The following is a 21,367-nucleotide window of genomic DNA, read 5'->3' on the forward strand; positions in this document are numbered from 1 at the left end:
GGCCCCGTGACTGAACTAATCCCGACAGATGGCTGCGCAGGGTCCATGGTCTTGGTAGAGTGGTCGGCAGTCGTTTGAAAAAAACCATCATTGAAGAGGGCTGAACATGGCAATCGATATCGGCATCAGCGAAGAAGATCGCAAGTCCATCGTGGACGGTCTTTCCCGCCTGCTGGCAGACACCTACGTGTTGTATCTGAAAACCCATAACTTTCACTGGAACGTGACTGGCCCGGCTTTTCGTACCCTGCACCTGATGTTTGAAGAGCAATACAACGAACTGGCGCTGGCGGTGGATCAAATCGCCGAACGTATCCGCGCACTGGGCTTCCCGGCGCCGGGCACCTATTCGACCTATGCACGCTTGTCGTCGATCAAGGAAGAAGAGGGCGTACCCGCTGCCGAGGACATGATTCGTTCGCTGGTTCAGGGGCAGGAAGCAGTCACCCGTACGGCCCGTGGCATTTTCCCGTTGCTGGACAAAGTAAGCGACGAGCCAACGGCGGACTTGCTGACCCAGCGCATGCAAGTGCATGAGAAAACGGCCTGGATGCTGCGCTCGATGCTGGAAACCCAATAATCAGAAGCTCAGTCATCCACAGCTGATCAACGCAATACAGGTGCGGGCAACGTAACGAGTGCCCGCTCCCCACTGCTTTCACCCGCCGCGCGCAACAATTCCCTCCTGATCCACCCTCTGTGTGAAATCCTTTGGCTCACAACGCTCACCTGTGAAACGCGCTCGCCCTCTTTTTCCGAGTCACGCTGACGTCCGCAATCGGGTGAGCGGGAAGAAATAAACCAGCGAAAAATACATATTTAACACCCCGATTAGGATCGGGTCTGAGTCGTTTGCTCACTCTCGAAAATCACCCCTGCAGCGTGGTGATCTCCTACAGGTTCAGAGTGCTCCTTCTGCTGGTTGCGCCCTTTGGAATACGGCTTGATAGACACCTCTTTTCAACTGATTGCGAAGGTGCCGATGCCATATCCGTAATCGCAACGAGGGGGACCTGCATGAACCTGAATATTGCCCGAGAGGGATGGGAGCCGACCCAGTGTCTGAACGCCCGGGGCGACCCGTTTATCGAAAATTTCAACATGAGCCTGGCCCAGCCGCACTCCAGGTCGGTGAGGCTCAATGGGCTGGCCACATGCCTGCGACTTGAGGAGGTGTACTGGAATATTCTGTCCGAAATGGCACGATTCAACGATTGCTCCATCAACGCCGTGCTGTCCTACGTCGATCGCGAGGTTCACCTGCGTTACGGCGGCGTCAAGAATTTCAGCGGGCTGATCCGCGTCGTGTGCGTGGCGCACGTCTTGAGTGCCGAGGGCCTGCGGCTGACGCCGTCCCCGACCTGACCTGATTTCAGCGGGCCCGTTGCGGCGGGCTTGCATTCCCTGGCGGCACTGCGGCATCCACGCCGTGTGCCGACATCTTCTTGCCCGGTATCGGGCTGGGCGGCTGCACAGTGATGATTATCCCTATATAATCCCCCGCCTTACTGTGGGAGGCAGGATTGACCGTCAGGTTGGACTGCATGCCAAAGCTTGCGCACCCTTGCACCGGCGACGGGCGAAAGCTCCATCGAATTCCGAATTACGAGAAGTGAACACACGATCATGATGCGCAGCCATTATTGCGGCCAACTGAACGAGAGCCTGGAAGGTCAGGAAATTACCCTTTGCGGATGGGTCCATCGCCGTCGCGACCACGGGGGGGTGATTTTCCTCGATATTCGCGATCGTGAAGGTCTGGCCCAGGTGGTTTTCGATCCGGATCGTGCTGACACCTTCGCCATCGCCGACCGCGTTCGCAGCGAATACGTGGTCAAACTGACCGGTAAAGTGCGTGCGCGTCCTGCCGGCGCCGTCAACCCGAACATGGCGTCGGGCGCGATCGAAGTGCTGGGCTATGAGCTGGAAGTGCTGAACGAGTCGGAAACCCCGCCGTTCCCGCTCAACGAATACTCCGACGTCGGTGAAGAAACCCGCCTGCGTTATCGCTTCATCGACCTGCGTCGTCCGGAGATGGCTGAAAAGCTGCGCCTTCGCTCGCGCATCACTTCCAGCATCCGTGGCTTCCTGGACGGCAACGGCTTCCTTGATGTCGAGACGCCGATCCTCACCCGCGCCACGCCGGAAGGCGCCCGTGATTACCTGGTACCAAGCCGTACCCACCCAGGCAGCTTTTTTGCCCTGCCGCAATCGCCTCAGCTGTTCAAACAGCTGCTGATGGTTGCCGGTTTCGACCGTTACTACCAAATCGCCAAGTGCTTCCGCGACGAAGACCTGCGTGCCGATCGTCAGCCTGAATTCACTCAGATCGACATCGAGACCAGCTTCCTCAACGAAGCCGACATCATGGGCATCACCGAGACCATGGTCCGCAAGCTCTTCAAGGAAGTGCTGGATGTGGAGTTCGCTGACTTCCCGCACATGACCTTCGAAGAAGCCATGCGTCGCTACGGTTCTGACAAGCCAGACCTGCGTAACCCGCTTGAACTGGTTGACGTTGCCGATCAGCTTCAGGCCGTGGATTTCAAAGTGTTCAGCGGTCCGGCCAACGATCCGAAGTGCCGTGTCACGGCGCTGCGCGTTCCCGGCGGCGCAAGCATGCCGCGCAGCAAGATCGACGACTACACCAAGTTCGTCGGTATCTACGGCGCCAAAGGTCTGGCCTACATCAAGGTCAACGAGCGCGCCAAGGGCGTCGAAGGCCTGCAGTCGCCGATCGTCAAGAACATCCCTGAAGCCAACCTCAACGTGATCCTTGATCGCGTGGGTGCAGTGGACGGCGACATCGTGTTCTTCGGCGCCGACAAATTCAAAATTGTCAGCGAAGCATTGGGCGCCCTGCGCATCAAGCTGGGCCACGACTTGAACCTGCTCACCTGCGAGTGGGCGCCGATGTGGGTCGTCGACTTCCCGATGTTCGAAGAAAACGACGACGGCAGCTTCTCTGCGCTGCACCACCCGTTCACCGCGCCGAAATGCTCGCCCGAAGAGCTTGAGGCCAACCCTGCGACCGCGCTGTCCCGCGCGTACGACATGGTGCTGAACGGCACTGAGCTGGGCGGCGGTTCGATCCGTATCCACCGCAAGGAAATGCAGCAGGCCGTGTTCCGTCTGCTGGGTATTTCCGAAGACGAACAGCAAGAGAAGTTCGGCTTCCTGCTCGATGCACTGAAGTACGGCGCGCCGCCCCACGGTGGCCTGGCGTTCGGTCTGGATCGTCTGGTCATGCTGATGACCGGTGCTCAGTCCATTCGTGAAGTCATTGCCTTCCCGAAAACCCAGAGCGCTGCGGACGTGATGACCCAGGCACCGGGCGTGGTTGATGCCAAGGCACTGCGCGAGCTGCACATCCGCCTGCGCGAGACGCCGAAGGCTGAGTAAGCCGTGTAGGCCTTGTAGAACATGGGGCTCGGCGGACTGACGATTCGGTCCGCCCTGATCCCCGCCCATACCGGGCACAGATTCGAGTGAAGCGTCTGCGTTTGAGCGATCAAGCGCGGGCGTGCGTGTTTCAAGGTTTGGAGCGTGTTATGGCTGGTCATTCCAAGTGGGCGAACATCAAGCACCGCAAAGAGCGTCAGGATGCCAAGAAAGGCAAGATCTTCACCAAGTGGATCCGCGAACTGACCGTCGCTGCCCGTCAGGGCGGAGGTGATCCGGCGTCGAACCCGCGTCTGCGTCTGGCTCAGGACAAGGCCCTTGGCGCGAACATGAGTCGCGACATCATCGACCGCGCCATCGCTCGCGGTGCCGGCGCTGCCGATGCCGATGACATGGTTGAACTGGGTTATGAAGGCTACGGCCCGGGTGGCGTTGCGGTGATGGTCGAAACCATGACCGACAACCGCAACCGGACCGCTGCGGCAGTGCGCCATGCGTTCAGTAAATGCGGTGGAAACCTGGGGACTGACGGTTCGGTGTCTTATCTGTTCGAACGCAAGGGGCAGATCTCCTTTGCACCGGGCGTTGACGAAGACGCGCTGATGGAAGCTGCGATGGAAGCGGACGCTGACGACGTGGTCACCCACGAAGACGGCTCCATTGACGTATTCACGTCGTTTTCCAGTTTCTATGCCGTGCGCAACGCCCTGGAAGCCGCTGGTTTCACGCCCGCCGATGCGGAGATTGTGATGCAGCCGACCACCAGTGCGGTGCTCGATCTGGACATGGCGGAAAAGGTCCTCAAGCTGATCGATATGCTGGAAGACCTGGATGACGTGCAGAACGTCTATTCCAACGCCGAAATCCCGGACGAGGTGCTGGAGCAGCTCGGCTGATCGTTTGCCCGTTCGGAACTTGAGGCCGGAGCGCACGAAGCGTTGATGATCAACGCTATCGGCCTCCGGCTTCTGCCTTTATGCTGCGTCCAATTGTTCGCGTTACCTCTCAAGCTGCAGGCGTTATGACTCTTATTTTAGGTATCGACCCCGGTTCACGAATTACCGGGTTTGGCGTGGTGCGTGATACCGGGCGCGGCTGCGAGTACGTGGCCTCGGGCTGCATTCGCACGGGCACAGGCTTGCTCCATGAGCGGCTGCAGATTGTGTACCGCGGCGTACGCGAGGTCATTCAGACGTACGGTCCCGTGACCATGGGCATCGAAAAGGTGTTTATGGCGCGCAACCCGGACTCGGCCTTGAAGCTGGGCCAGGCCCGGGGTGCCGCGATCGTTGCAGGCGCCGAAGAAGGCCTGGAGATCGCCGAGTACACCGCGACCCAGGTCAAGCAGGCCGTCGCAGGGACGGGAGGCGCCAACAAGGATCAGGTGATGATGATGGTCATGCATCTGCTCAAGCTGACCACCAAACCCCAGGTGGATGCGTCGGATGCACTGGCAATTGCCATGTGTCACGCGCATACCCGATCCAGCCTCATCCCTCACGGCCTCAATACCGCGCGCAGTCGTGGCGGTCGTCTGCGGCTCTGATGGCATTATTTGCGTTAGCACGGCCCGTCGCAGCAACGGGCCTCTGGAAAGGATTTGATTCGTGATTGGACGTCTACGCGGTACGTTGGTCGAGAAGCAGCCGCCGCATCTGGTACTGGATGTCAACGGCGTGGGTTACGAAGTCGAAGTGCCCATGACCACGCTGTATCGCCTGCCTCATCTGGGCGAAACCGTGACACTGCATATTCATCTGGTGGTTCGTGAGGACGCGCATCTGCTGTTCGGGTTCTACGAGAAGCGTGATCGCGAGATGTTCCGCGAGCTGATTCGTCTGAACGGGGTCGGGCCGAAACTGGCCCTGGCCCTGATGTCGACGCTGGAAGTGGACGAGTTGGTGCGCTGTGTACAGGCGCAGGATACCTCCGCGCTGACCCGAGTCCCGGGCGTTGGCAAGAAGACCGCCGAGCGTTTGCTGGTCGAGCTGAAGGATCGCTTCAAGGCGTGGGATTCGTTGCCGGGCACCTTCGCACTGGTATCGGACGGGCCGGGCGCGCCGATGGCCGTGGCGACGGCGGAGTCGGATGCTGTCAGCGCGTTGATTTCCCTGGGCTACAAGCCCCAGGAAGCGAGCAAGGCAGTGACCGCGATCAAGGACAAGAATCTCAGCAGCGAAGACCTCATTCGCCGCGCACTGAAGGGGATGCTGTAAGTGATAGATGCCGACCGTCTGATCGCCGCCACCGGGCGTGACCGTGACGAGCAACTGGACCGTGCGATCCGGCCGCTGAGCCTGGCCGACTACATTGGTCAGCCCACCGTGCGTGAGCAGATGGAGCTGTTCATTCAGGCGGCGCGCGGCCGCAGTGAAGCGCTGGACCACACGCTGATCTTCGGTCCGCCGGGACTGGGTAAAACCACACTGGCGCATATCATCGCGCAGGAAATGGGCGTTTCGATCAAGAGCACCTCGGGCCCTGTGCTCGAACGGCCGGGGGATCTTGCAGCGATTCTCACCAATCTTGAGCCCCACGACGTGCTGTTCATCGACGAAATCCACCGTTTGTCTCCCATCGTTGAGGAGGTGCTGTACCCGGCGATGGAAGATTTCCAGCTGGACATCATGATCGGTGAAGGCCCTGCGGCGCGCTCCATCAAGCTCGATCTGCCGCCGTTCACGCTGGTGGGTGCGACAACCCGCGCGGGCATGCTGACCAATCCGCTGCGTGACCGATTCGGTATCGTGCAGCGTCTTGAGTTCTACAGCACTGCGGATCTGGCCACGATCGTGTCGCGCTCGGCGAAAATTCTCGGGTTGTACATCGAGGACGAAGGCGCGTTCGAGATTGCCCGTCGGGCCCGGGGAACGCCACGGATCGCCAACCGGCTGCTGCGTCGGGTGCGGGATTTCGCCGAGGTGCGCGCCAAGGGCGAGATCACCAAGGCGATTGCGGATCTTGCGCTTAACCTGCTGGACGTCGACGAACGCGGTTTCGATCATCAGGATCGACGCTTGCTGCTGACGATGATCGAGAAGTTCGATGGCGGGCCGGTCGGGGTGGATAACCTCGCGGCGGCCATCAGCGAAGAGCGACACACAATTGAGGACGTGCTGGAGCCCTATTTGATTCAGCAAGGCTATATGATGCGCACACCTCGCGGCCGCATGGTCACGCGGCATGCGTATCTGCACTTCGGTCTGAACATCCCCTCGCGGATGGGCGACCGGGCGGTGATGGATGAACCGGTCGAAGACCCTGACGAATAAATGCACGATCAACCGATTTATTCGGGTGTTTGATGGTCTGACGGGCAGTCACCGCAAAGTGACGCGTTGCGGGCAGTAAAAACGATGAAAAACAGTTGCCTGGCCGGATTGGCAACCTGAGGAGTAAGCACTAGAGTATGCGCGCGCAAAACGGGGCTCAGTCGTTCGCACATCGTTGTCGCGTTTATTACGAGGACACCGATGCCGGCGGCATCGTTTACTACGTCAATTACCTGAAATTCATGGAGCGGGCTCGAACCGAGCGACTGCGGGAACTGGGCTTTGCCCAATCCGCAATGGCGGGTATCGAGAACCTGTTGTTCGTCGTGCATTCAAGCGAGGCTCGGTACCACAAGCCCGCGCGGCTGGACGACGAGCTGCTGATCAGCGCCGAAGTAATCGAATTGAACCGCGTCAGCCTGCGTTTTCAGCAACAGGTCAGGCGGGCTGCGGATGATGTGCTGCTCTGCGAAGGGCAGTTTTTGGTGGCGTGTGTGCGCGCCGACAGTTTGAAACCCCGGGCCATTCCCGAAGCTCTGCGCACGGCCTTTGCCGGGCAGGGCGGCGCGGGTACACATTCAGAGCAGGAGATACAGCGTGGAAGCTAACGTCGTCGACCATTCCTCCATGTGGAGTTTGGTCAGCAATGCCAGCGTGGTTGTGCAGTTGGTGATGCTGATCCTGGTGGCCGCCTCGGTCACCTCGTGGATCATGATTTTTCAGCGCAGCGCCATGCTGCGCGCTGGGCGCAAGGCTCTGGATAGCTTCGAGGAGCGCTTCTGGTCAGGCATCGATCTGTCCAAGCTCTACCGTCAGGCCGGCAGCAACCCGGACCCGGATTCCGGCGTAGAGCAGATCTTCCGCGCGGGCTTCAAGGAATTCTCCCGTCTGCGTCAGCAGGCAGGCGTTGATCCGGACGCGGTCATGGAAGGTGTTGCACGTGCCATGCGCGTGGCGATCTCCCGTGAAGAAGAAAAACTCGAGCAGAGCCTGCCATTCCTGGCAACCGTGGGTTCGACCAGTCCGTACATCGGTCTGTTCGGTACCGTCTGGGGGATCATGAACTCCTTCCGCGGCCTGGCCACTGCGCAGCAAGCCACTCTGGCCACCGTTGCACCGGGTATCGCCGAAGCACTGATCGCCACCGCCATCGGCCTGTTCGCAGCGATCCCTGCGGTCATCGCTTACAACCGTTTCGCCGCTCGTGGCGAGAACCTGATCGGTCGCTACTACACATTCGCCGACGAGTTCCAGGCGATCCTGCACCGTAAAGTGCACACCAGCGAAGAATAAGCAGGTATTTCCCAATGGCTTTAATCGCTCGCGGCCGACGCAACAAGCGCAAGCCGGTCGCCGAAATGAACGTGGTGCCGTACATCGACGTGATGCTGGTGCTGCTGGTCATCTTCATGGTGACGGCTCCGATGATCAACCAGGGCGTGAAAGTTGATCTGCCCAAGGTCTCCAGCGAGGCTTTGCCGCAGGACAACAACAATCAGGTCCTGACGATCTCGATCAAGGCTGACAAGACCTACTACTGGAACCTTGGCAGCGAAGTCGACACCGACAAGCAAATGGACAAGGCGATGACCTTGCCGCAACTGACCAGCGCGGTGACCAAAATCATTGCCGCCGGTCGTGACGCCGGCAAGCAGACTCAAGTGTTCATCCGTGGCGACAAGACGGTCGACTACGGCGCCGTCATGGGCACGATGGGCGGGTTGCAGAAGGCCGGGGTCGGGAACGTTGGTTTGATTACCGAGGCCCCCTGATGCAGCCGATTCGAGAGCCGTCCGCCTCGGAAAGCTACTTCTGGCCGTCCGTCTGGGCGGTGGGACTGCACGTCCTGATTTTTGGTTTGTTGTTCGTCAGCTTCGCAATGACGCCTGAGCTTCCTGAAGCCAGGCCCATCGTTCAGGCCACGCTCTATCAGTTGAAATCAAAAAGTCAGGCAACCACCCAGACCAACCAGAAGCTTGCCGGTGAGGCGAAGAAATCCGCTGCGCGACAAACCGAAGTCGAGCAGATGGAGCAGAAAAAAGTTGAGCAAGAGGCAGTGAAGGCGGCGGAACAAAAGAAAGCCGATGCCGCTCAAAAAGCCGAAGAACAAAAGGCCGAGGAAGCGAAGAAAGCTGACGACGCCAAAAAAGCCCACGACGCTAAAAGAGCTGCGGACGACGCCAAGAAAGCCGAAGCCAAAAAAGCGGATGACGCGAAGAAAACCGCCGAAGAGAAACAATTGGCTGATATAGCCAAGAAGAAAGCCGAAGACGACGCGAAGAAGAAAGCCGAGGAAGACGCCAAGCGTGCGGCCGCCGAGGAAGCCAAGAAACAGGCTGCCGAGGACGCGAAGAAGCAGGCTGCGGACGACGCCAAGAAAAAGGCTGCTGAAGACGCGAAGAAGAAAGCGGCCGAGGACGCCAAGAAGAAGGCGACTGAGGACGCGAAGAAGAAAGCCCAGGACGCTGCGCGTAAATCAGCGGAAGACAAGAAGGCGCAAGCACTGGCCGACCTGCTTTCCGACAAGCCGGAACGCCAACAGGCGCTGGCCGATGAACGTGGCGACGAAGTGGCCGGCAGCTTTGATGATTTGATTCGCTCTCGGGCGGCTGAAGGCTGGGCACGTCCACCTTCTGCGCGCAAGGGCATGACAGTCGTCTTGCAGATCAACATGTTGCCGGACGGCACCGTGACTTCGGTCAGCGTGAGCAAGTCCAGCGGCGATGGTCCTTTCGACAGTTCAGCAGTAGCGGCGGTCAAGAATATTGGTCGTTTGACAGAGATGCAGGGGATGAAGCCTTCGGACTTCGCACCTTACCGTTCATTCAAGATGACATTCACACCTGAGGACCTAGCCTTGTGATTAACCTTCTTCGAGGAATGCTTGTCGTTCTGTGTTGTGCAGCGGGTTTCGCCGCTGCCGACGAAAAGAACATTCTGGTAACAAGCGGCAGTGACCGCGCCACGCCTATCGCAGTCGTGCCGTTTGGTTTGCAGGGCGGCAGCGTGCTGCCGGAAGACATGGCCAAGATCATTGGCAACGACCTGCAGAATTCGGGCTATTACTCGCCGATTCCAAAGGAAAACATGATCAGCCAGCCGAGCCAGGCCAGCGAAGTCATCTTCCGTGACTGGAAAGCGCTGGGTGCGCAGTACGTCATGGTCGGCAGCATCGTTCCTTCGGGCGGTCGCCTTCAGGTCCAGTACGCGCTGTTCAACGTGGCCACCGAGCAACAGGTTCTCACCGGTAACGTATCGGGCACCGCTGACCAGCTGCGCGACATGTCGCACTACATCGCTGACCAGTCATTCGAGAAACTGACCGGCATCAAGGGTGCGTTTTCGACCCGCATGCTGTACGTGACGGCTGAGCGTTTCTCCACTGACAACACGCGTTACACGCTGCAGCGTTCGGACTACGATGGCGCCCGTGCGGTGACGCTGCTGCAATCCCGTGAGCCGATCCTGTCGCCACGCTTTGCGCCGGACGGCAAGCGTATTGCCTATGTGTCGTTTGAACAGAAGCGCCCGCGCATCTTCGTTCAGCACATCGACACCGGTCGTCGCGAGCAGATCACCAACTTCGAAGGCCTGAACGGCGCGCCTGCGTGGTCCCCGGACGGCAGCAAGCTGGCGATGGTGTTGTCGAAAGATGGCAACCCGGAAATCTATGTGATGAATCTGGCCTCGCGTCAATTGTCGCGAGTGACCAACGATTCCTCCATTGATACAGAACCGTTCTTCGGTAAAGACGGCTCCACGATTTACTTCACGTCTGACCGCGGCGGCAAGCCACAAATCTATAAAACCAATATTAATGGCGGAGGGGCAGAGCGCGTTACTTTCATCGGTAACTACAATGCCAACCCTAAGTTATCGGCGGATGAAAAGACTCTTGTGATGATCCATCGTCAAGATGGCTTCACCAACTTCAAGGTTGCAGCTCAGGATTTGCAGCGCGGTAGCGTAAAAATCCTCACAGACAGCAACCTTGATGAGTCGCCTACTGTTGCGCCTAACGGCACCATGGTAATCTACGCCACCCGCCAGCAGGGCCGGGGAGTCTTGATGCTCGTGTCCATTAATGGACGCGTAAGGCTCCCGCTTCCTACCGCTCAAGGCGAAGTCAGAGAACCTTCCTGGTCCCCTTACCTGAACTGACGCGGCGCTTTACGTTGTACTTAACACACTTGGGGTTCATTAGGAGTTTTACGATGGAAATGCTGAAGTTTGGTAAATTTGCTGCGCTGGCTCTGGCCATGGCTGTAGCTGTAGGTTGCTCGTCCAAAGGCGGCGACAATGCCGGTGCTGGCGGCGCTGCTGTAGATCCTAACGCTGGTTACGGCGCTAACTCTGGCGCTGTTGACGGCAGCCTGAGCGAAGAAGCTGCTCTGCGCGCTATCACCACTTTCTACTTCGAATACGACAGCTCTGACCTGAAACCAGAGGCCATGCGCGCTCTGGACGTTCACGCCAAAGACCTGAAAGCCAACGGCGCTCGCGTAGTTCTGGAAGGTAACACTGACGAACGCGGTACTCGCGAATACAACCTGGCACTGGGCGAGCGTCGTGCGAAAGCCGTTCAACGTTACCTGGTTCTGCAGGGCGTTTCGCCAGCTCAGCTGGAAATCGTTTCCTACGGTGAAGAGCGTCCAGTTGCTACCGGTAACGACGAGCAATCGTGGGCTCAAAACCGTCGCGTCGAACTGCGTAAGTAATTTGACATGCGAACGTGCCGACGTGCTTTAACCGTTTTGGCTCTCACCCTTCCTCTTGCAGCGATGGGTGCGGTTCCTGTGGTCGATGACAACTCTGGCTCTGCTGGTAGCAGTTATCCGCCATCGGGTTATGGTACGTCTGGCGCCTACGCCGGAGGTGCGGCTACGACCGCACCTTCGGCGCAAGGTCAGCTGTTCATGCAGTTGCAGCAAATGCAGGACGAAATTTCGCGCTTGCGCGGAATCGTGGAAGTTCAGCAAAACGATATCCAGCAGATGAAGCAGGAAGCGCTGGATCGCTACAAAGATCTCGACTCCCGTATCGGAGCTGGCGGCGCATCGGCCCCATCAGCTGCCAACAATTCTGCTTCCGACGGCGGCACCAATGCCGGCGGAGCTCCCGTGTCACCCGCCGCTCAAGCGCCACAGGCCAGCAGCGAGCCCGGCGACCCAGCGAAAGAAAAGCTCTATTACGACGCTGCTTTCGACTTGATCAAAGCGAAGGATTTCGACAAGGCCAGTCAGGCGTTTGCGGCGTTCTTGCGCAAATACCCTAACAGCCAGTACGCGGGCAATGCTCAGTACTGGTTGGGCGAAGTGAATCTGGCCAAGGGCGATCTGCAAGGTGCCGGTCAGGCCTTTGCAAAGGTCAGTCAGCTTTACCCAAAGCACGCCAAGGTGCCTGATTCCCTGTACAAACTGGCGGACGTCGAACGTCGCCTGGGTCACACCGATAAGGTGAAGGGCATCCTTCAGCAAGTCGTTGCTCAGTATCCAGGCACTTCAGCCGCTCAGTTGGCTCAGCGGGACCTCCAGCGTCTCTGATTGCCAGTCAATCTGACCGCTGATTCAAGAAAGCCGCGCATTGCGCGGCTTTCTTCGTTAGAATTCCGCCCCCGAAATTCCGGTATTGATTACGCTTCTGTGGATTCTGCGTGTGCAGGGTGTACAGAAGTGCCTGACGGAGGCGGATGGCCTGTTTAGCCGTTACGCCCGTGGCCCCTATGCAAGACACACTACGTATCACCGAAGTTTTCTACTCGTTGCAGGGTGAAACGCGCACGGCAGGCTTGCCTACCGTTTTTGTGCGCCTCACCGGCTGCCCATTGCGTTGCGGTTATTGCGACAGCGAATATGCCTTCACTGGCGGAACCATCCAGACCCTCGACTCGTTGATGGAGCAGGTTGCCAGCTATCGCCCGCGCTATGTCTGCGTCACAGGCGGCGAGCCCCTGGCTCAGCCGAATGCCATTCCTTTGCTTGAACGGCTGTGTGATGCGGGCTACGAGGTTTCTCTGGAAACCAGCGGCGCGCTGGACATCTCGAAAGTCGATCCCCGCGTAAGCCGTGTCGTCGATCTGAAAACCCCTGGTTCAAAAGAAGTGGCGCGCAACCGATACGAAAATATCGAACTGCTCACGCGCAACGACCAGATCAAATTCGTTATTTGTTCGCGCGAAGATTACGACTGGGCCGTTTCAAAGATCATTCAGTACGGTCTGGACCGTCGCGCCGGCGAAGTGCTGTTTTCCCCTGTCCACCGTGATCTGAACGTCAGAGACCTGGCCGACTGGATCGTGGCCGACAACCTCCCGGTGCGGCTGCAATTGCAGTTGCATAAAATCCTCTGGAATGACGAGCCGGGGCGTTGAATGAGTGAGCAATCGATGACTGAGAAAAGAGCGGTAATCCTGCTGTCCGGCGGGCTGGATTCGGCCACTGTGGTGGCGATGGCCAAGGCCGATGGCTTCAGCTGCTACACCATGAGCTTCGACTACGGCCAACGGCATCGCGCCGAGTTACAGGCGGCGGAGCGTGTAGCGGCCGATATGGGCGTGGTCGAGCACAAGGTTATCGGCCTCAATCTCAACGGCATCGGCGGGTCCGCGCTGACTGACAGCAGCATCGCGGTGCCTGAGACGCCGGGCGAAGGCATACCGGTGACGTACGTACCGGCGCGCAATACTGTTTTTCTTTCTCTCGCTTTGGGCTGGGCCGAAGTGCTCGGTGCCCGGGACATCTTCATCGGTGTCAACGCCGTGGATTACTCCGGCTACCCGGACTGCCGTCCGGAATTTGTCGAGTCGTTCGAGCGCATGGCCAATCTCGCCACCAAGGCTGGCGTTGAAGGCCAGGGCTTCACGATACAGGCGCCGCTGCAGATGCTGAGCAAGGCCGATATCGTTAAAACCGGTACGCGTCTGGGTGTGGATTACGGGTTGACGGTTTCCTGCTATCAGGCCGACGAGCAGGGACGTGCGTGCGGAAAATGCGACAGCTGCCGCTTGCGTGCTGAGGGCTTCGCCGCGGCTGGCGTGACGGACCCGACGCGTTATTTTTAAATTATTTTCGCTTGGGTGTTGAATTACTGTGAAATATCAGTAATATACGCGCCACAACGAAGCGGGTCGTTAGCTCAGTTGGTAGAGCAGTTGGCTTTTAACCAATTGGTCGTAGGTTCGAATCCCACACGACCCACCATTTCGAAAATCTGGAAGGCCCATGAAAATGCGGATTTCCAGATTTTTTTTTGCCTGTGAAAAAGTAGCTGCCGGCGCTGACTCAATAACTCAACGCCCCTCGCGTCCATCTCAAGCCTTGCCGAAAACCACGTCCAGGGACATCGAGTCAGTGTGCCGCATAGGGTTACTGCCTTGGCCCAGGGTGTCGTCATTGGGATGCTGATACGTCATCCCAGTGCCCAGCTCTTTGGTCAGGAAATCGCCTCCCTGTTTCATCTTCTCCGTAGACCCGTCGTACCATCCGGCGATGGTCTTGTTCCCCGCAGAATCAAGGGAAGTAATGCTGTCAGGTGCCTTGTCAGCGATACTTTGCTTGTCTCCGACTTCAAATCCTTTGCCGTCGCTCGCATAAATTGCAGCGTTGCGGCCATCAATGTCGCTGGTATTGATGAAGCCGTTGTAGAACTCCAGGCGGCTCGCATCAGACTTGTAGTTGCCGTCCGCGTCGGCCTGTTTGAGCAGGCCCGTCGTGTCTGCCTCGTACTTCATGGTTCCTTTTTGCCCAGGTTCCAATGACAGTTCACCTACCAGCTTTTCATTTTTGTCGAACTGGCCAATCTTTATCGCATGGTCTTGAGTATTGGTGATATTGAGCGAGTAAGGCCCGCTGCCAGCGGTGGCGGCGTCACCTACGGCGGTACTCTTGTCTGCGTGTGCAAGCGCAGCTGTCGCCTCCGGCGCAGCCTGTGCATTTGCCGCAGGTGTGGATGCCACTTGAGGCCCGGCTGATGATGGCTGGGCCGCACTTGTCGTCGCGGCTGCTTGCTGGAACCCAGCGTTAGCAGCCGCCGGCTGAGCGGGCGCGGAGACTGCCGCCGACTTGCCTTGCGGACTGCCACTGCTTTGAGAAGACGCGCCCGTGTCGCTCCGGTTTTGCTGCATGAATTGGGCGAGCGCCTGCATGATCTGCTCGACCAGATTACGTACCGATGCAGCCAGGTCCTGATCGGTGGGATTGGCCGCCTGCGCGCTGGCATTCACTCGGCTGTCACTGTTGTGGGGCGATGGTCCCCCGAAGTTCACCGACTGCGCACCGGCACCGGGCGACGTACCAAAATCGATGCCTCCGCCCGCTTGGCGCTGGTCAGTCAGACGCCCTTGGGGCGAGCCAAAATCGCTGTTATGCAAGCCGAAGAGCTGATCTACAGGCCCACTCACTTTCGTCGACATACGCCACCCGCTCTGGACTTTATACCGCTTGAGTGGCAACTGAACCGCTTTGGTTCCGTCATCCCACGCTATTGGGGCCCAGCCCGTTTTTTTTGACGCGGGGTGTATGAGCGTTCGCTTAGATGAGGGAGAGCAGGGTTTCCAGCTGACCGCGTTCCCAGGTGCTCAGCAGCTCAAGAGGATCAGTGCCGTAGCGTTGGCGGGCGTCAAACAGGTAGACCCGGCCTTCGGGGCTGAGGCAGCGGTCGCAGTGATCCAGGGCATTGTGCTCTTTGTAAAAGGTGATCAGCCAGCCATCAGCCTCTACGGTCATCAGGCCACTGTCGATGTCGACTTGAGCGTCGCCGCCCACCCGACGCATCACCCGAATGCCGAGGGCGATGTCACGCAGGACCTGACAGGTGTCACGCGCACTGAGAGGCTTTGCTGACAAATGGATGTCCCTTGATGGCTCGGCTAGCAGGGCGGCCGGGTGAAAACGTCTGCGCAAGGCATGCGCCTGTGGCATCGATTTGATAGCCTCGCGTCACTTTTTTGGAGAGACCCATGACCACAACCAACCAATCCAGAATGGCAGCGCGCTACGGGGACCCCGAGGCATCTGCGCTCGCCACCGGGAACGATACCATCGATCAGTTGCTCGACCATCGCAGCGTTCGCGCCTTCAGCGCCGAGCCTCTGCCGGATGGGCTGATGGAAACACTGGTTGCTGCTGCGCAGTCTGCAGCCAGCTCTTCAAACCTGCAGGTCTGGAGTGTGGTCGCTGTGCGGGACACCGATCGCAAAGCGCGTCTCTCGGCACTTGCCGGTAACCAGGAATACATCCGACAAGCGCCGCTGTTCCTGGTATGGCTTGCCGACCTCTCTCGCGTTTCCCGTGTAGCCGAGCAGCAGCACGCCGAACTGCATGCACTGCCCTACCTCGAAAGCCTGTTGCTCGGAACGATAGATGCCTCACTGGCGGCTCAAAATGCAGTAGTGGCACTCGAATCGTTGGGGCTTGGAAGCGTTTACATCGGGGCCATTCGCAATGACATCGAGGGGGTGGCCAAGGAACTTGTACTGCCTGCACATGTTTATCCCGTATTTGGCCTCTGCGTCGGGTACCCCTCCAGTGAAATGCCAGCGAAGGTCAAACCGAGGCTTCCACAGGCTGCGGTGCTTCACCACGAAACCTACGCAGCGGGGCCAGAGCCGGACGCAGTTGCCACTTATGATCAGCGGTTGGGGGCTTTCTACCAACGCGAGGGAATGAGGGCAAACGGTTGGTCGGAACAGGTCGTCAACCGACTTCGTGACACCTCAAACCTCCATGGCCGTGAACATTTGGTTGAGCAGTTGATCCGGATGGGTTTTGGCCTTCGTTGATGACGTGGCTCCAGGGATTCAGTCATGCGGTCAGCGCGCCTTGATTGTGCATGACTGATGCAGCGTTCAGCGTCAGTGCGGCGGGCAGGAAGTCGTTTCGACCTTCGAAGCGATGAGGTCGCCCAGCCACCTGTGGGCGGGATCGCGGTGCAGGCGTTCCGGCCATAATGCGACGCGGCTGGGTAACCTCTTCACCGATCCGCCACTGCCGTTTCGTTGACAGAATGCCAGCGATTATGAGATCCCGGCATTCACGCTCAAGCCGCACCTCGCGCCGGGGCGCCACGACTTTGGCATCCATTACACCAACGTCGATTAAAACTGACGCAATTGTGCCGACTTCGGTTGGCCCCCCGACCAACGCCACGTCCTGTCCTTCAAGTCAGATTTTCCGCGGCCGATACAGAAAAAAGCTCGGCGTATGTAACGCATGCGCCCTGCGATCCTTTCCTGTGAGCCAACGATGAACCCACTCAAACTCTTCAATCGATCCCGTGCCAACCGCCAGGAAGCGATCAGCATCAACTGCACCGCTGGCGAGCTGGACCGTGCCCTGGCGGGCGTGCGTTCAGTTCCCGTTCTGGTGACAGGCTTCGTCTCTCCGCATCTGGACATCGACCACATTGCCGCCCGCATAAAGCAGCGGTTTCCCGATAGCGCGCTGAGCCTGTGCACCACGTCAGGCGAGCTGTGCAACAGTGCGACCGGTTTGTACTGTGCAACCGGCGATCGTTGGGACCGCATCGTCTTGCAGCTCTTCGAGCGCAGCGTGATTGCATCGGCCGAAGTGGTGATGGTGCCACTGGAGTGTGAAGATATCCGCAGCGGTGGCAAGCGCATGGAGATGCGTGAGCGCATCGAAAAACTGGTCAGCAACATCAAGCGTGCGCAGGTCAGCACGGCCATCGACCATCGCGACACGCTGGCCTATGTGGTGTTCGACGGCTTGTCGGCGTCCGAATCGTTCTTCATGGAAGCGCTCTACGAGTCCGGGCGTTTTCCCTGCCTGTTTGTCGGCGGCTCGGCCGGTGGCAAGTCGGATTTCAAGAAGACGCTGATCCACGACGGCAAGCGCAGCTATCAGAATCATGCGCAAATTGTTTTCATCAAGACCGCCGCCGACATCCGTTTCGGCGTGTTCAAAAGTCAGAATTTCCAGCCCGCCGGGCTGACCTTCAGTGTCCTGACCGCTTCCGTCGAAGACCGCACCATCGACCAGGTGATCGACAGCAAGGGCAACATCATGAGCATGGTCCAGGCGCTGTGTAACGCCTTCGATTGTGACGCTCGCGCCCTTGAGAAGAATCTGGCTGATTACTCCTTCGCCATTCGGGTGGGCAGCGAGTTGTTCGTGCGATCAATCGCGCGCATCGACCATGCACAGCAAATCATTCAGCTGTTCTGCGACGTGGCCCCCGGCGAGGAACTGGTGATGGTCAAGCGTACGCCGTTGCGCGAAGCCACCCGCGTGGATTACGAACAATTCCTGCGCGGCAAGGGCGGGCAGCCCGTCGCGGCGATTCTCAACGACTGCATCTTGCGTCGGGCCAACAACGGCAAGGATCTGGGCAGCATGACCGGATTGTTCGGTGACGTACCGCTGGTGGGGTTCTCGACCTTTGGTGAAATTCTCGGCCTGAACCTGAACCAGACGCTCACGGCGATCTTCTTCTTTCGGGTGGCAAGAGGCGCGTCATTCACGGATGAGTATGTGGACAATTTCATCGCGCGCTATGGCGAATTCAAGGCGTTTTTCCTGCGCCGCCAGCTTAAGAAGATGGTGGGTTTGAATCACGTCATCGTGAAGCAGATCGAGGCGTTCAAGCTCAACGACTTCAACACCGCGCTGGACACCCGCGGGCTGGATACCAAAGTCCTTCCGGTCTTCGAAGGCCTCGCCGCACTGGGTCGAGTCCTTGCCCAGGCCGGTCAGCAGCAGGAAGAGATGTCCACGCAGATCAAGCACTACTCCGGCGAGCTGCACCTGTCGATGGACGATCTGGCCGGCACGATTGACCAGCAGAACACGGTCTCGACAAACGCCGGCAATACCGTTGTAGCGCTGGTCAGCCAGGCGGACGAAGCGGTGGTCGGCGCACGAGCCCTCGCGGAATCGAGCCTGCGCATCCAGTCCATCGTGCAGGTCATTCAACAGATCGCCGGCCAGACCAATCTGCTGGCGCTCAACGCTGCGATCGAAGCGGCGCGGGCAGGGGATCTGGGCCGAGGCTTTGCCGTGGTCGCCGACGAAGTGCGCAAGCTGGCGGAAATCACCCGCAAGAACGCGGCCGAGATCGGCGTCGACATTGACTTGCTCTCCAGCGAGATCCAGCGCGTGGCGCAGCAGATCGAGGACCAGTCCACCGGCGTCGGCGCGCTACGCGAAATGCTCGACTCACTGGAAAACTCGAACCAGGCCACCGAAGGCACGGCGCGGCGCACCAAGGCCATCGCCGATACCTTGACCGGCTTGACCCACGCCAGAGCTTGACCCACGATGCCCGTTTTCCGCGATCAACCAAAACGTGGACCACGAGCGAGTTATGGCAAAAAGACCTTCGATAGAGCAGCGGCGCGAATTCGGCAATTTTCTGTCCAGCCGACGGGCGCGCCTCGACCCGAACGATTTCGGCCTGCCAGAAGGGCCGCGCCGCACCCCGGGACTGCGCCGTGAGGAAGTGGCGGCGCTTGCCGGGGTCAGCGTCAGCTGGTACACCTGGCTTGAACAGGGCCGCGACATTCAGCCCTCGCCGGACGCGCTGCAACGGATATCCAAAGTCCTCAAGCTCGATCGTGTGGAGTCCGCGCACCTGTATGCGCTTTCCGCACTGGAGGTGCCGGTTGCTGCGACCGGCGGCGGGGTGACCGCCGGCCTGGAAATGCTGGTGCGCGCAATCAACCCCATTCCGGCGTATGTGCGCAACGCTCGGCTCGACATCCTGGCGTGGAACGACGCCATCGCCGAGCTGTTCGTCGACTACGGTTCGTTGCAGCCCCATGAGCGCAACACGCTGCGTCTGTTGTTTCTGTACATCCCTTACCGAACCATCATTCTGGATTGGGAGCAGATGGCACGTGGCATGATCAGTGCGTTTCGGGCATCGCGCGCGCTGGCCCAGGACAAGGCACCGTTCGACAGCCTGATCGAAGAACTCTCGTCCCTGAGCCCTGAATTCAAAGAGTGGTGGCAGGACACCGAGGTCAAAGGTTTCGAGGAGGGCCGCAAGCGTCTGCTGCACCCCATCAGCGGCCATATCGATTTCACCTACGTCGCGCTGACGCCTGAAGGGCGGCCGGACCTGTCGCTGGTGACCTACATTCCCCGCCACACTGCCTATGACTCACGGTCATAGGATAACAACACGCCTTCCTGGCTTATTCGGGCTTGCCTAGAGTGGCGGTCATCGCAGCGCACATGCGCTGCACCGACCGTCAACGAGGTAATCACGATGTCTGACTTGAGCCCGATCTCCGCCGCAAACGTCGCTACGTCACGCAACCCGGCCACCGGTGAGCTGATCGCCACTTACCCCTTCCAGACCCAGACCGACGTCGAGCAGTTGCTGGACGTGAATGCTGCTGCTTTTCGTCTGTGGCGCGCCACGCCGATGCGCGAGCGCGTAGCGGCCTATCGCCGTCTGGCAGACACCCTGCGTGGGCGCTCGGAGTCCTTCGCTGCGCTGATCACCGCTGAAATGGGCAAGACCCTGGCGGCGGCCCGTGGAGAAGTGGAGAAGTGCGCGGCCACGATCGAGTGGATTGCTGACAATGGCCCGGCGATTCTTGCCGATGAGCCCGTCAATGTAGGCAGCGACGACGAAGTACACGTGTCCTTCCTGCCGATTGGCACTGTGCTGGCGGTGATGCCCTGGAACTTCCCGCTGTGGCAGGTGATTCGTGCATCCGGGCCGATCATGCTGTCGGGCAATGGCTTCATGCTCAAGCACGCGCCGAACGTCATGGGCTCGGCTTACGCGCTGCAAGAAGCTTATGAAGCAGCGGGCTTTCCGAAAGGGCTGTTCACCAACCTCATTGCCGACAACGACACCGTTGCCCGCACTATCGAAGACCCGCGCATCGCCGCCGTCACCCTGACGGGCAGCATGCGCGCCGGTTCTGCCGTGGCAGCCACGGCGGGCAAGGCGCTCAAGAAGAGCCTGCTGGAGCTGGGCGGCTCGGACGCTTTCATTGTGTTGGCCGACGCCAATATCGACCTTGCGGTGAAAGCCGCCGTCGAGGCGCGTTTTCAGAACGCCGGTCAGGTCTGTCTGGCGGCCAAGCGCTTCATTCTGGAGGCACCGATCGCCGAGCAATTCACGCGTCAATTCGTTGCAGCGGTCGAGCAACTGAAAGTCGGCGACCCGATGGACAGCGCGATCAACGTCGGTCCGATGGCCCGCGCTGATTTGCGCGATGAGCTGGATGGCCAGGTTCAACGCACTATTGCCGCCGGCGCGACGTTGCTGCTGGGCGGGAAGAAGATCGAAGGCCCCGGCAACTTCTACGCGCCCACCGTGCTGGCCGATGTGACGCCAGGCATGGCCGCCTTCGACGAAGAAACCTTCGGCCCGGTGGCAGCGATCACCGTCGCCGCCAACGCCGAAGACGCCATCGTGCTGGCCAACACCAGTGACTACGGTCTTGGCGGCAGCCTGTGGACCCAGGACATCTCGCGCGCGCAACGCATCGCCCGGCGTCTGGAAACCGGCGGCGTGTTCATCAATGGTTTCCCTGCGACCAACGCGCGGATCCCGGTGGGCGGCGTCAAGAAGAGTGGCTACGGCCGCGAACTGTCCCACTTCGGCCTGCGCGAATTCACCAATGCCCAGGCGGTGTGGGCAAAAAGCGTCGACTGAGATTCAGTGAGCAGTATCAGCGTGGGCGTACGTTTGTAGTCGCCCATGCTGCAAAAAAA

Annotated in this window: 22 protein-coding genes and 1 tRNA gene; 21 read left to right on the top strand and 2 right to left on the bottom strand. The window is 59.3% G+C overall.

What is annotated here, in order from left to right; genetic code table 11:
* Nucleotides 1-106 precede the first annotated feature (106 nt).
* The 17 genes from ACYASU_RS09255 (at nucleotide 107) to ACYASU_RS09335 (ending at nucleotide 13,873) form a co-directional block, all read left to right on the top strand.
* Entirely contained in the window at nucleotides 107-580 is a 474-nt protein-coding gene (locus tag ACYASU_RS09255) for a Dps family protein (protein ID WP_037014103.1), read from the top strand.
* Nucleotides 581-1,017: 437 nt separating this feature from the next.
* Nucleotides 1,018-1,365, top strand: coding sequence for a ribbon-helix-helix domain-containing protein (locus ACYASU_RS09260; RefSeq protein ID WP_192170857.1), 348 nt, complete (start codon nucleotides 1,018-1,020; stop codon nucleotides 1,363-1,365).
* A 261-nt stretch (nucleotides 1,366-1,626) separates the two neighbouring features.
* Entirely contained in the window at nucleotides 1,627-3,402 is a 1,776-nt protein-coding gene (gene aspS / locus ACYASU_RS09265; RefSeq protein WP_282369203.1) for an aspartate--tRNA ligase, read from the top strand.
* Nucleotides 3,403-3,551: 149 nt separating this feature from the next.
* The gene (locus ACYASU_RS09270; protein ID WP_282369205.1) at nucleotides 3,552-4,298 is read left to right on the top strand and encodes a YebC/PmpR family DNA-binding transcriptional regulator; all 747 of its coding nucleotides are present in this window, start codon (nucleotides 3,552-3,554) and stop codon (nucleotides 4,296-4,298) included.
* Nucleotides 4,299-4,423: 125 nt separating this feature from the next.
* Entirely contained in the window at nucleotides 4,424-4,948 is a 525-nt protein-coding gene (ruvC, locus tag ACYASU_RS09275; protein ID WP_065989739.1) for a crossover junction endodeoxyribonuclease RuvC, read from the top strand.
* A 61-nt stretch (nucleotides 4,949-5,009) separates the two neighbouring features.
* Nucleotides 5,010-5,618, top strand: coding sequence for a Holliday junction branch migration protein RuvA (gene ruvA, locus ACYASU_RS09280; RefSeq protein WP_065989737.1), 609 nt, complete (start codon nucleotides 5,010-5,012; stop codon nucleotides 5,616-5,618).
* Nucleotides 5,619-6,674 (top strand): Holliday junction branch migration DNA helicase RuvB, encoded by a 1,056-nt coding sequence (ruvB, locus tag ACYASU_RS09285; RefSeq protein WP_065989736.1) that lies wholly within the window; start codon nucleotides 5,619-5,621, stop codon nucleotides 6,672-6,674.
* Between the two features lie 137 nt (nucleotides 6,675-6,811).
* Entirely contained in the window at nucleotides 6,812-7,282 is a 471-nt protein-coding gene (gene ybgC / locus ACYASU_RS09290; protein WP_205484563.1) for a tol-pal system-associated acyl-CoA thioesterase, read from the top strand.
* Entirely contained in the window at nucleotides 7,272-7,967 is a 696-nt protein-coding gene (gene tolQ, locus ACYASU_RS09295; protein ID WP_122537415.1) for a protein TolQ, read from the top strand. The genes ybgC and tolQ overlap by 11 nt, the downstream gene beginning before the upstream one ends.
* Nucleotides 7,968-7,981: 14 nt before the next feature.
* Nucleotides 7,982-8,446 (top strand): protein TolR, encoded by a 465-nt coding sequence (tolR, locus tag ACYASU_RS09300; RefSeq protein WP_037014073.1) that lies wholly within the window; start codon nucleotides 7,982-7,984, stop codon nucleotides 8,444-8,446.
* The gene (gene tolA / locus ACYASU_RS09305; protein ID WP_463582616.1) at nucleotides 8,446-9,537 is read left to right on the top strand and encodes a cell envelope integrity protein TolA; all 1,092 of its coding nucleotides are present in this window, start codon (nucleotides 8,446-8,448) and stop codon (nucleotides 9,535-9,537) included. Before tolR ends, tolA begins: the two co-directional genes overlap by 1 nt.
* 17 nt (nucleotides 9,538-9,554) lie before the next feature.
* Nucleotides 9,555-10,835: a Tol-Pal system beta propeller repeat protein TolB gene (gene tolB, locus ACYASU_RS09310; RefSeq protein ID WP_192171054.1), complete on the top strand. Its 1,281-nt coding sequence runs from the start codon at nucleotides 9,555-9,557 to the stop codon at nucleotides 10,833-10,835.
* A gap of 53 nt (nucleotides 10,836-10,888) precedes the next feature.
* Entirely contained in the window at nucleotides 10,889-11,392 is a 504-nt protein-coding gene (gene pal / locus ACYASU_RS09315) for a peptidoglycan-associated lipoprotein Pal (protein WP_037014065.1), read from the top strand.
* Between the two features lie 6 nt (nucleotides 11,393-11,398).
* Nucleotides 11,399-12,217: a tol-pal system protein YbgF gene (gene ybgF, locus ACYASU_RS09320; RefSeq protein ID WP_282373422.1), complete on the top strand. Its 819-nt coding sequence runs from the start codon at nucleotides 11,399-11,401 to the stop codon at nucleotides 12,215-12,217.
* 179 nt (nucleotides 12,218-12,396) lie between these two features.
* Nucleotides 12,397-13,044 (top strand): 7-carboxy-7-deazaguanine synthase QueE, encoded by a 648-nt coding sequence (gene queE, locus ACYASU_RS09325; protein ID WP_463582656.1) that lies wholly within the window; start codon nucleotides 12,397-12,399, stop codon nucleotides 13,042-13,044.
* A 15-nt stretch (nucleotides 13,045-13,059) separates the two neighbouring features.
* Complete coding sequence (queC, locus tag ACYASU_RS09330; RefSeq protein WP_282373423.1) at nucleotides 13,060-13,734, top strand: 7-cyano-7-deazaguanine synthase QueC; 675 nt, start codon at nucleotides 13,060-13,062, stop codon at nucleotides 13,732-13,734.
* A gap of 63 nt (nucleotides 13,735-13,797) precedes the next feature.
* Nucleotides 13,798-13,873 (top strand) — tRNA-Lys (locus ACYASU_RS09335).
* Nucleotides 13,874-13,983: 110 nt separating this feature from the next.
* Here the strand turns inward: ACYASU_RS09335 and ACYASU_RS09340 are convergent.
* Nucleotides 13,984-15,084, bottom strand: a complete 1,101-nt coding sequence (locus ACYASU_RS09340) for a hypothetical protein (RefSeq protein ID WP_463582617.1) — start codon at nucleotides 15,082-15,084, stop codon at nucleotides 13,984-13,986.
* Nucleotides 15,085-15,202: 118 nt separating this feature from the next.
* Nucleotides 15,203-15,517, bottom strand: a complete 315-nt coding sequence (locus tag ACYASU_RS09345) for a DUF7693 family protein (protein WP_463582618.1) — start codon at nucleotides 15,515-15,517, stop codon at nucleotides 15,203-15,205.
* Between the two features lie 113 nt (nucleotides 15,518-15,630).
* On the opposite strand from ACYASU_RS09345, the gene ACYASU_RS09350 reads away from it, so the two are divergent.
* The 4 genes from ACYASU_RS09350 (at nucleotide 15,631) to ACYASU_RS09365 (ending at nucleotide 21,308) form a co-directional block, all read left to right on the top strand.
* Nucleotides 15,631-16,452 carry an NADPH-dependent oxidoreductase gene (locus ACYASU_RS09350; protein WP_463582619.1) on the top strand — a complete coding sequence of 274 codons (822 nt, stop codon included), beginning with the start codon at nucleotides 15,631-15,633 and terminating at the stop codon, nucleotides 16,450-16,452.
* A gap of 463 nt (nucleotides 16,453-16,915) precedes the next feature.
* Nucleotides 16,916-18,943, top strand: a complete 2,028-nt coding sequence (locus tag ACYASU_RS09355; protein WP_463582620.1) for a methyl-accepting chemotaxis protein — start codon at nucleotides 16,916-16,918, stop codon at nucleotides 18,941-18,943.
* A gap of 52 nt (nucleotides 18,944-18,995) precedes the next feature.
* On the top strand, nucleotides 18,996-19,805 hold the full coding sequence (locus ACYASU_RS09360) for a helix-turn-helix transcriptional regulator (RefSeq protein ID WP_192170869.1): 810 nt from the start codon (nucleotides 18,996-18,998) through the stop codon (nucleotides 19,803-19,805).
* A 105-nt stretch (nucleotides 19,806-19,910) separates the two neighbouring features.
* Nucleotides 19,911-21,308 carry an NAD-dependent succinate-semialdehyde dehydrogenase gene (locus ACYASU_RS09365; protein WP_463582657.1) on the top strand — a complete coding sequence of 466 codons (1,398 nt, stop codon included), beginning with the start codon at nucleotides 19,911-19,913 and terminating at the stop codon, nucleotides 21,306-21,308.
* Nucleotides 21,309-21,367: the final 59 nt, after the last annotated feature.

This window comes from Pseudomonas sp. HP_12 (genome assembly GCF_055283955.1).

Bases quoted from the DNA above. Each gene is read 5' to 3' on its own strand.
- ACYASU_RS09355 (WP_463582620.1), top strand. From the start codon at position 16,916: ATGAACCCACTCAAACTCTTCAATCGATCCCGTGCCAACCGCCAGGAA.
- ACYASU_RS09350 (WP_463582619.1), top strand. From the start codon at position 15,631: ATGACCACAACCAACCAATCCAGAATGGCAGCGCGCTACGGGGACCCC.
- ACYASU_RS09340 (WP_463582617.1), bottom strand. From the start codon at position 15,084: ATGTCGACGAAAGTGAGTGGGCCTGTAGATCAGCTCTTCGGCTTGCAT.
- ACYASU_RS09360 (WP_192170869.1), top strand. From the start codon at position 18,996: ATGGCAAAAAGACCTTCGATAGAGCAGCGGCGCGAATTCGGCAATTTT.
- ACYASU_RS09270 (WP_282369205.1), top strand. From the start codon at position 3,552: ATGGCTGGTCATTCCAAGTGGGCGAACATCAAGCACCGCAAAGAGCGT.
- ybgC (WP_205484563.1), top strand. From the start codon at position 6,812: ATGCGCGCGCAAAACGGGGCTCAGTCGTTCGCACATCGTTGTCGCGTT.
- queE (WP_463582656.1), top strand. From the start codon at position 12,397: ATGCAAGACACACTACGTATCACCGAAGTTTTCTACTCGTTGCAGGGT.
- tolR (WP_037014073.1), top strand. From the start codon at position 7,982: ATGGCTTTAATCGCTCGCGGCCGACGCAACAAGCGCAAGCCGGTCGCC.
- aspS (WP_282369203.1), top strand. From the start codon at position 1,627: ATGATGCGCAGCCATTATTGCGGCCAACTGAACGAGAGCCTGGAAGGT.
- tolA (WP_463582616.1), top strand. From the start codon at position 8,446: ATGCAGCCGATTCGAGAGCCGTCCGCCTCGGAAAGCTACTTCTGGCCG.
- ruvC (WP_065989739.1), top strand. From the start codon at position 4,424: ATGACTCTTATTTTAGGTATCGACCCCGGTTCACGAATTACCGGGTTT.
- pal (WP_037014065.1), top strand. From the start codon at position 10,889: ATGGAAATGCTGAAGTTTGGTAAATTTGCTGCGCTGGCTCTGGCCATG.
- ACYASU_RS09255 (WP_037014103.1), top strand. From the start codon at position 107: ATGGCAATCGATATCGGCATCAGCGAAGAAGATCGCAAGTCCATCGTG.
- tolB (WP_192171054.1), top strand. From the start codon at position 9,555: ATGCTTGTCGTTCTGTGTTGTGCAGCGGGTTTCGCCGCTGCCGACGAA.
- queC (WP_282373423.1), top strand. From the start codon at position 13,060: ATGACTGAGAAAAGAGCGGTAATCCTGCTGTCCGGCGGGCTGGATTCG.
- ACYASU_RS09260 (WP_192170857.1), top strand. From the start codon at position 1,018: ATGAACCTGAATATTGCCCGAGAGGGATGGGAGCCGACCCAGTGTCTG.
- ybgF (WP_282373422.1), top strand. From the start codon at position 11,399: ATGCGAACGTGCCGACGTGCTTTAACCGTTTTGGCTCTCACCCTTCCT.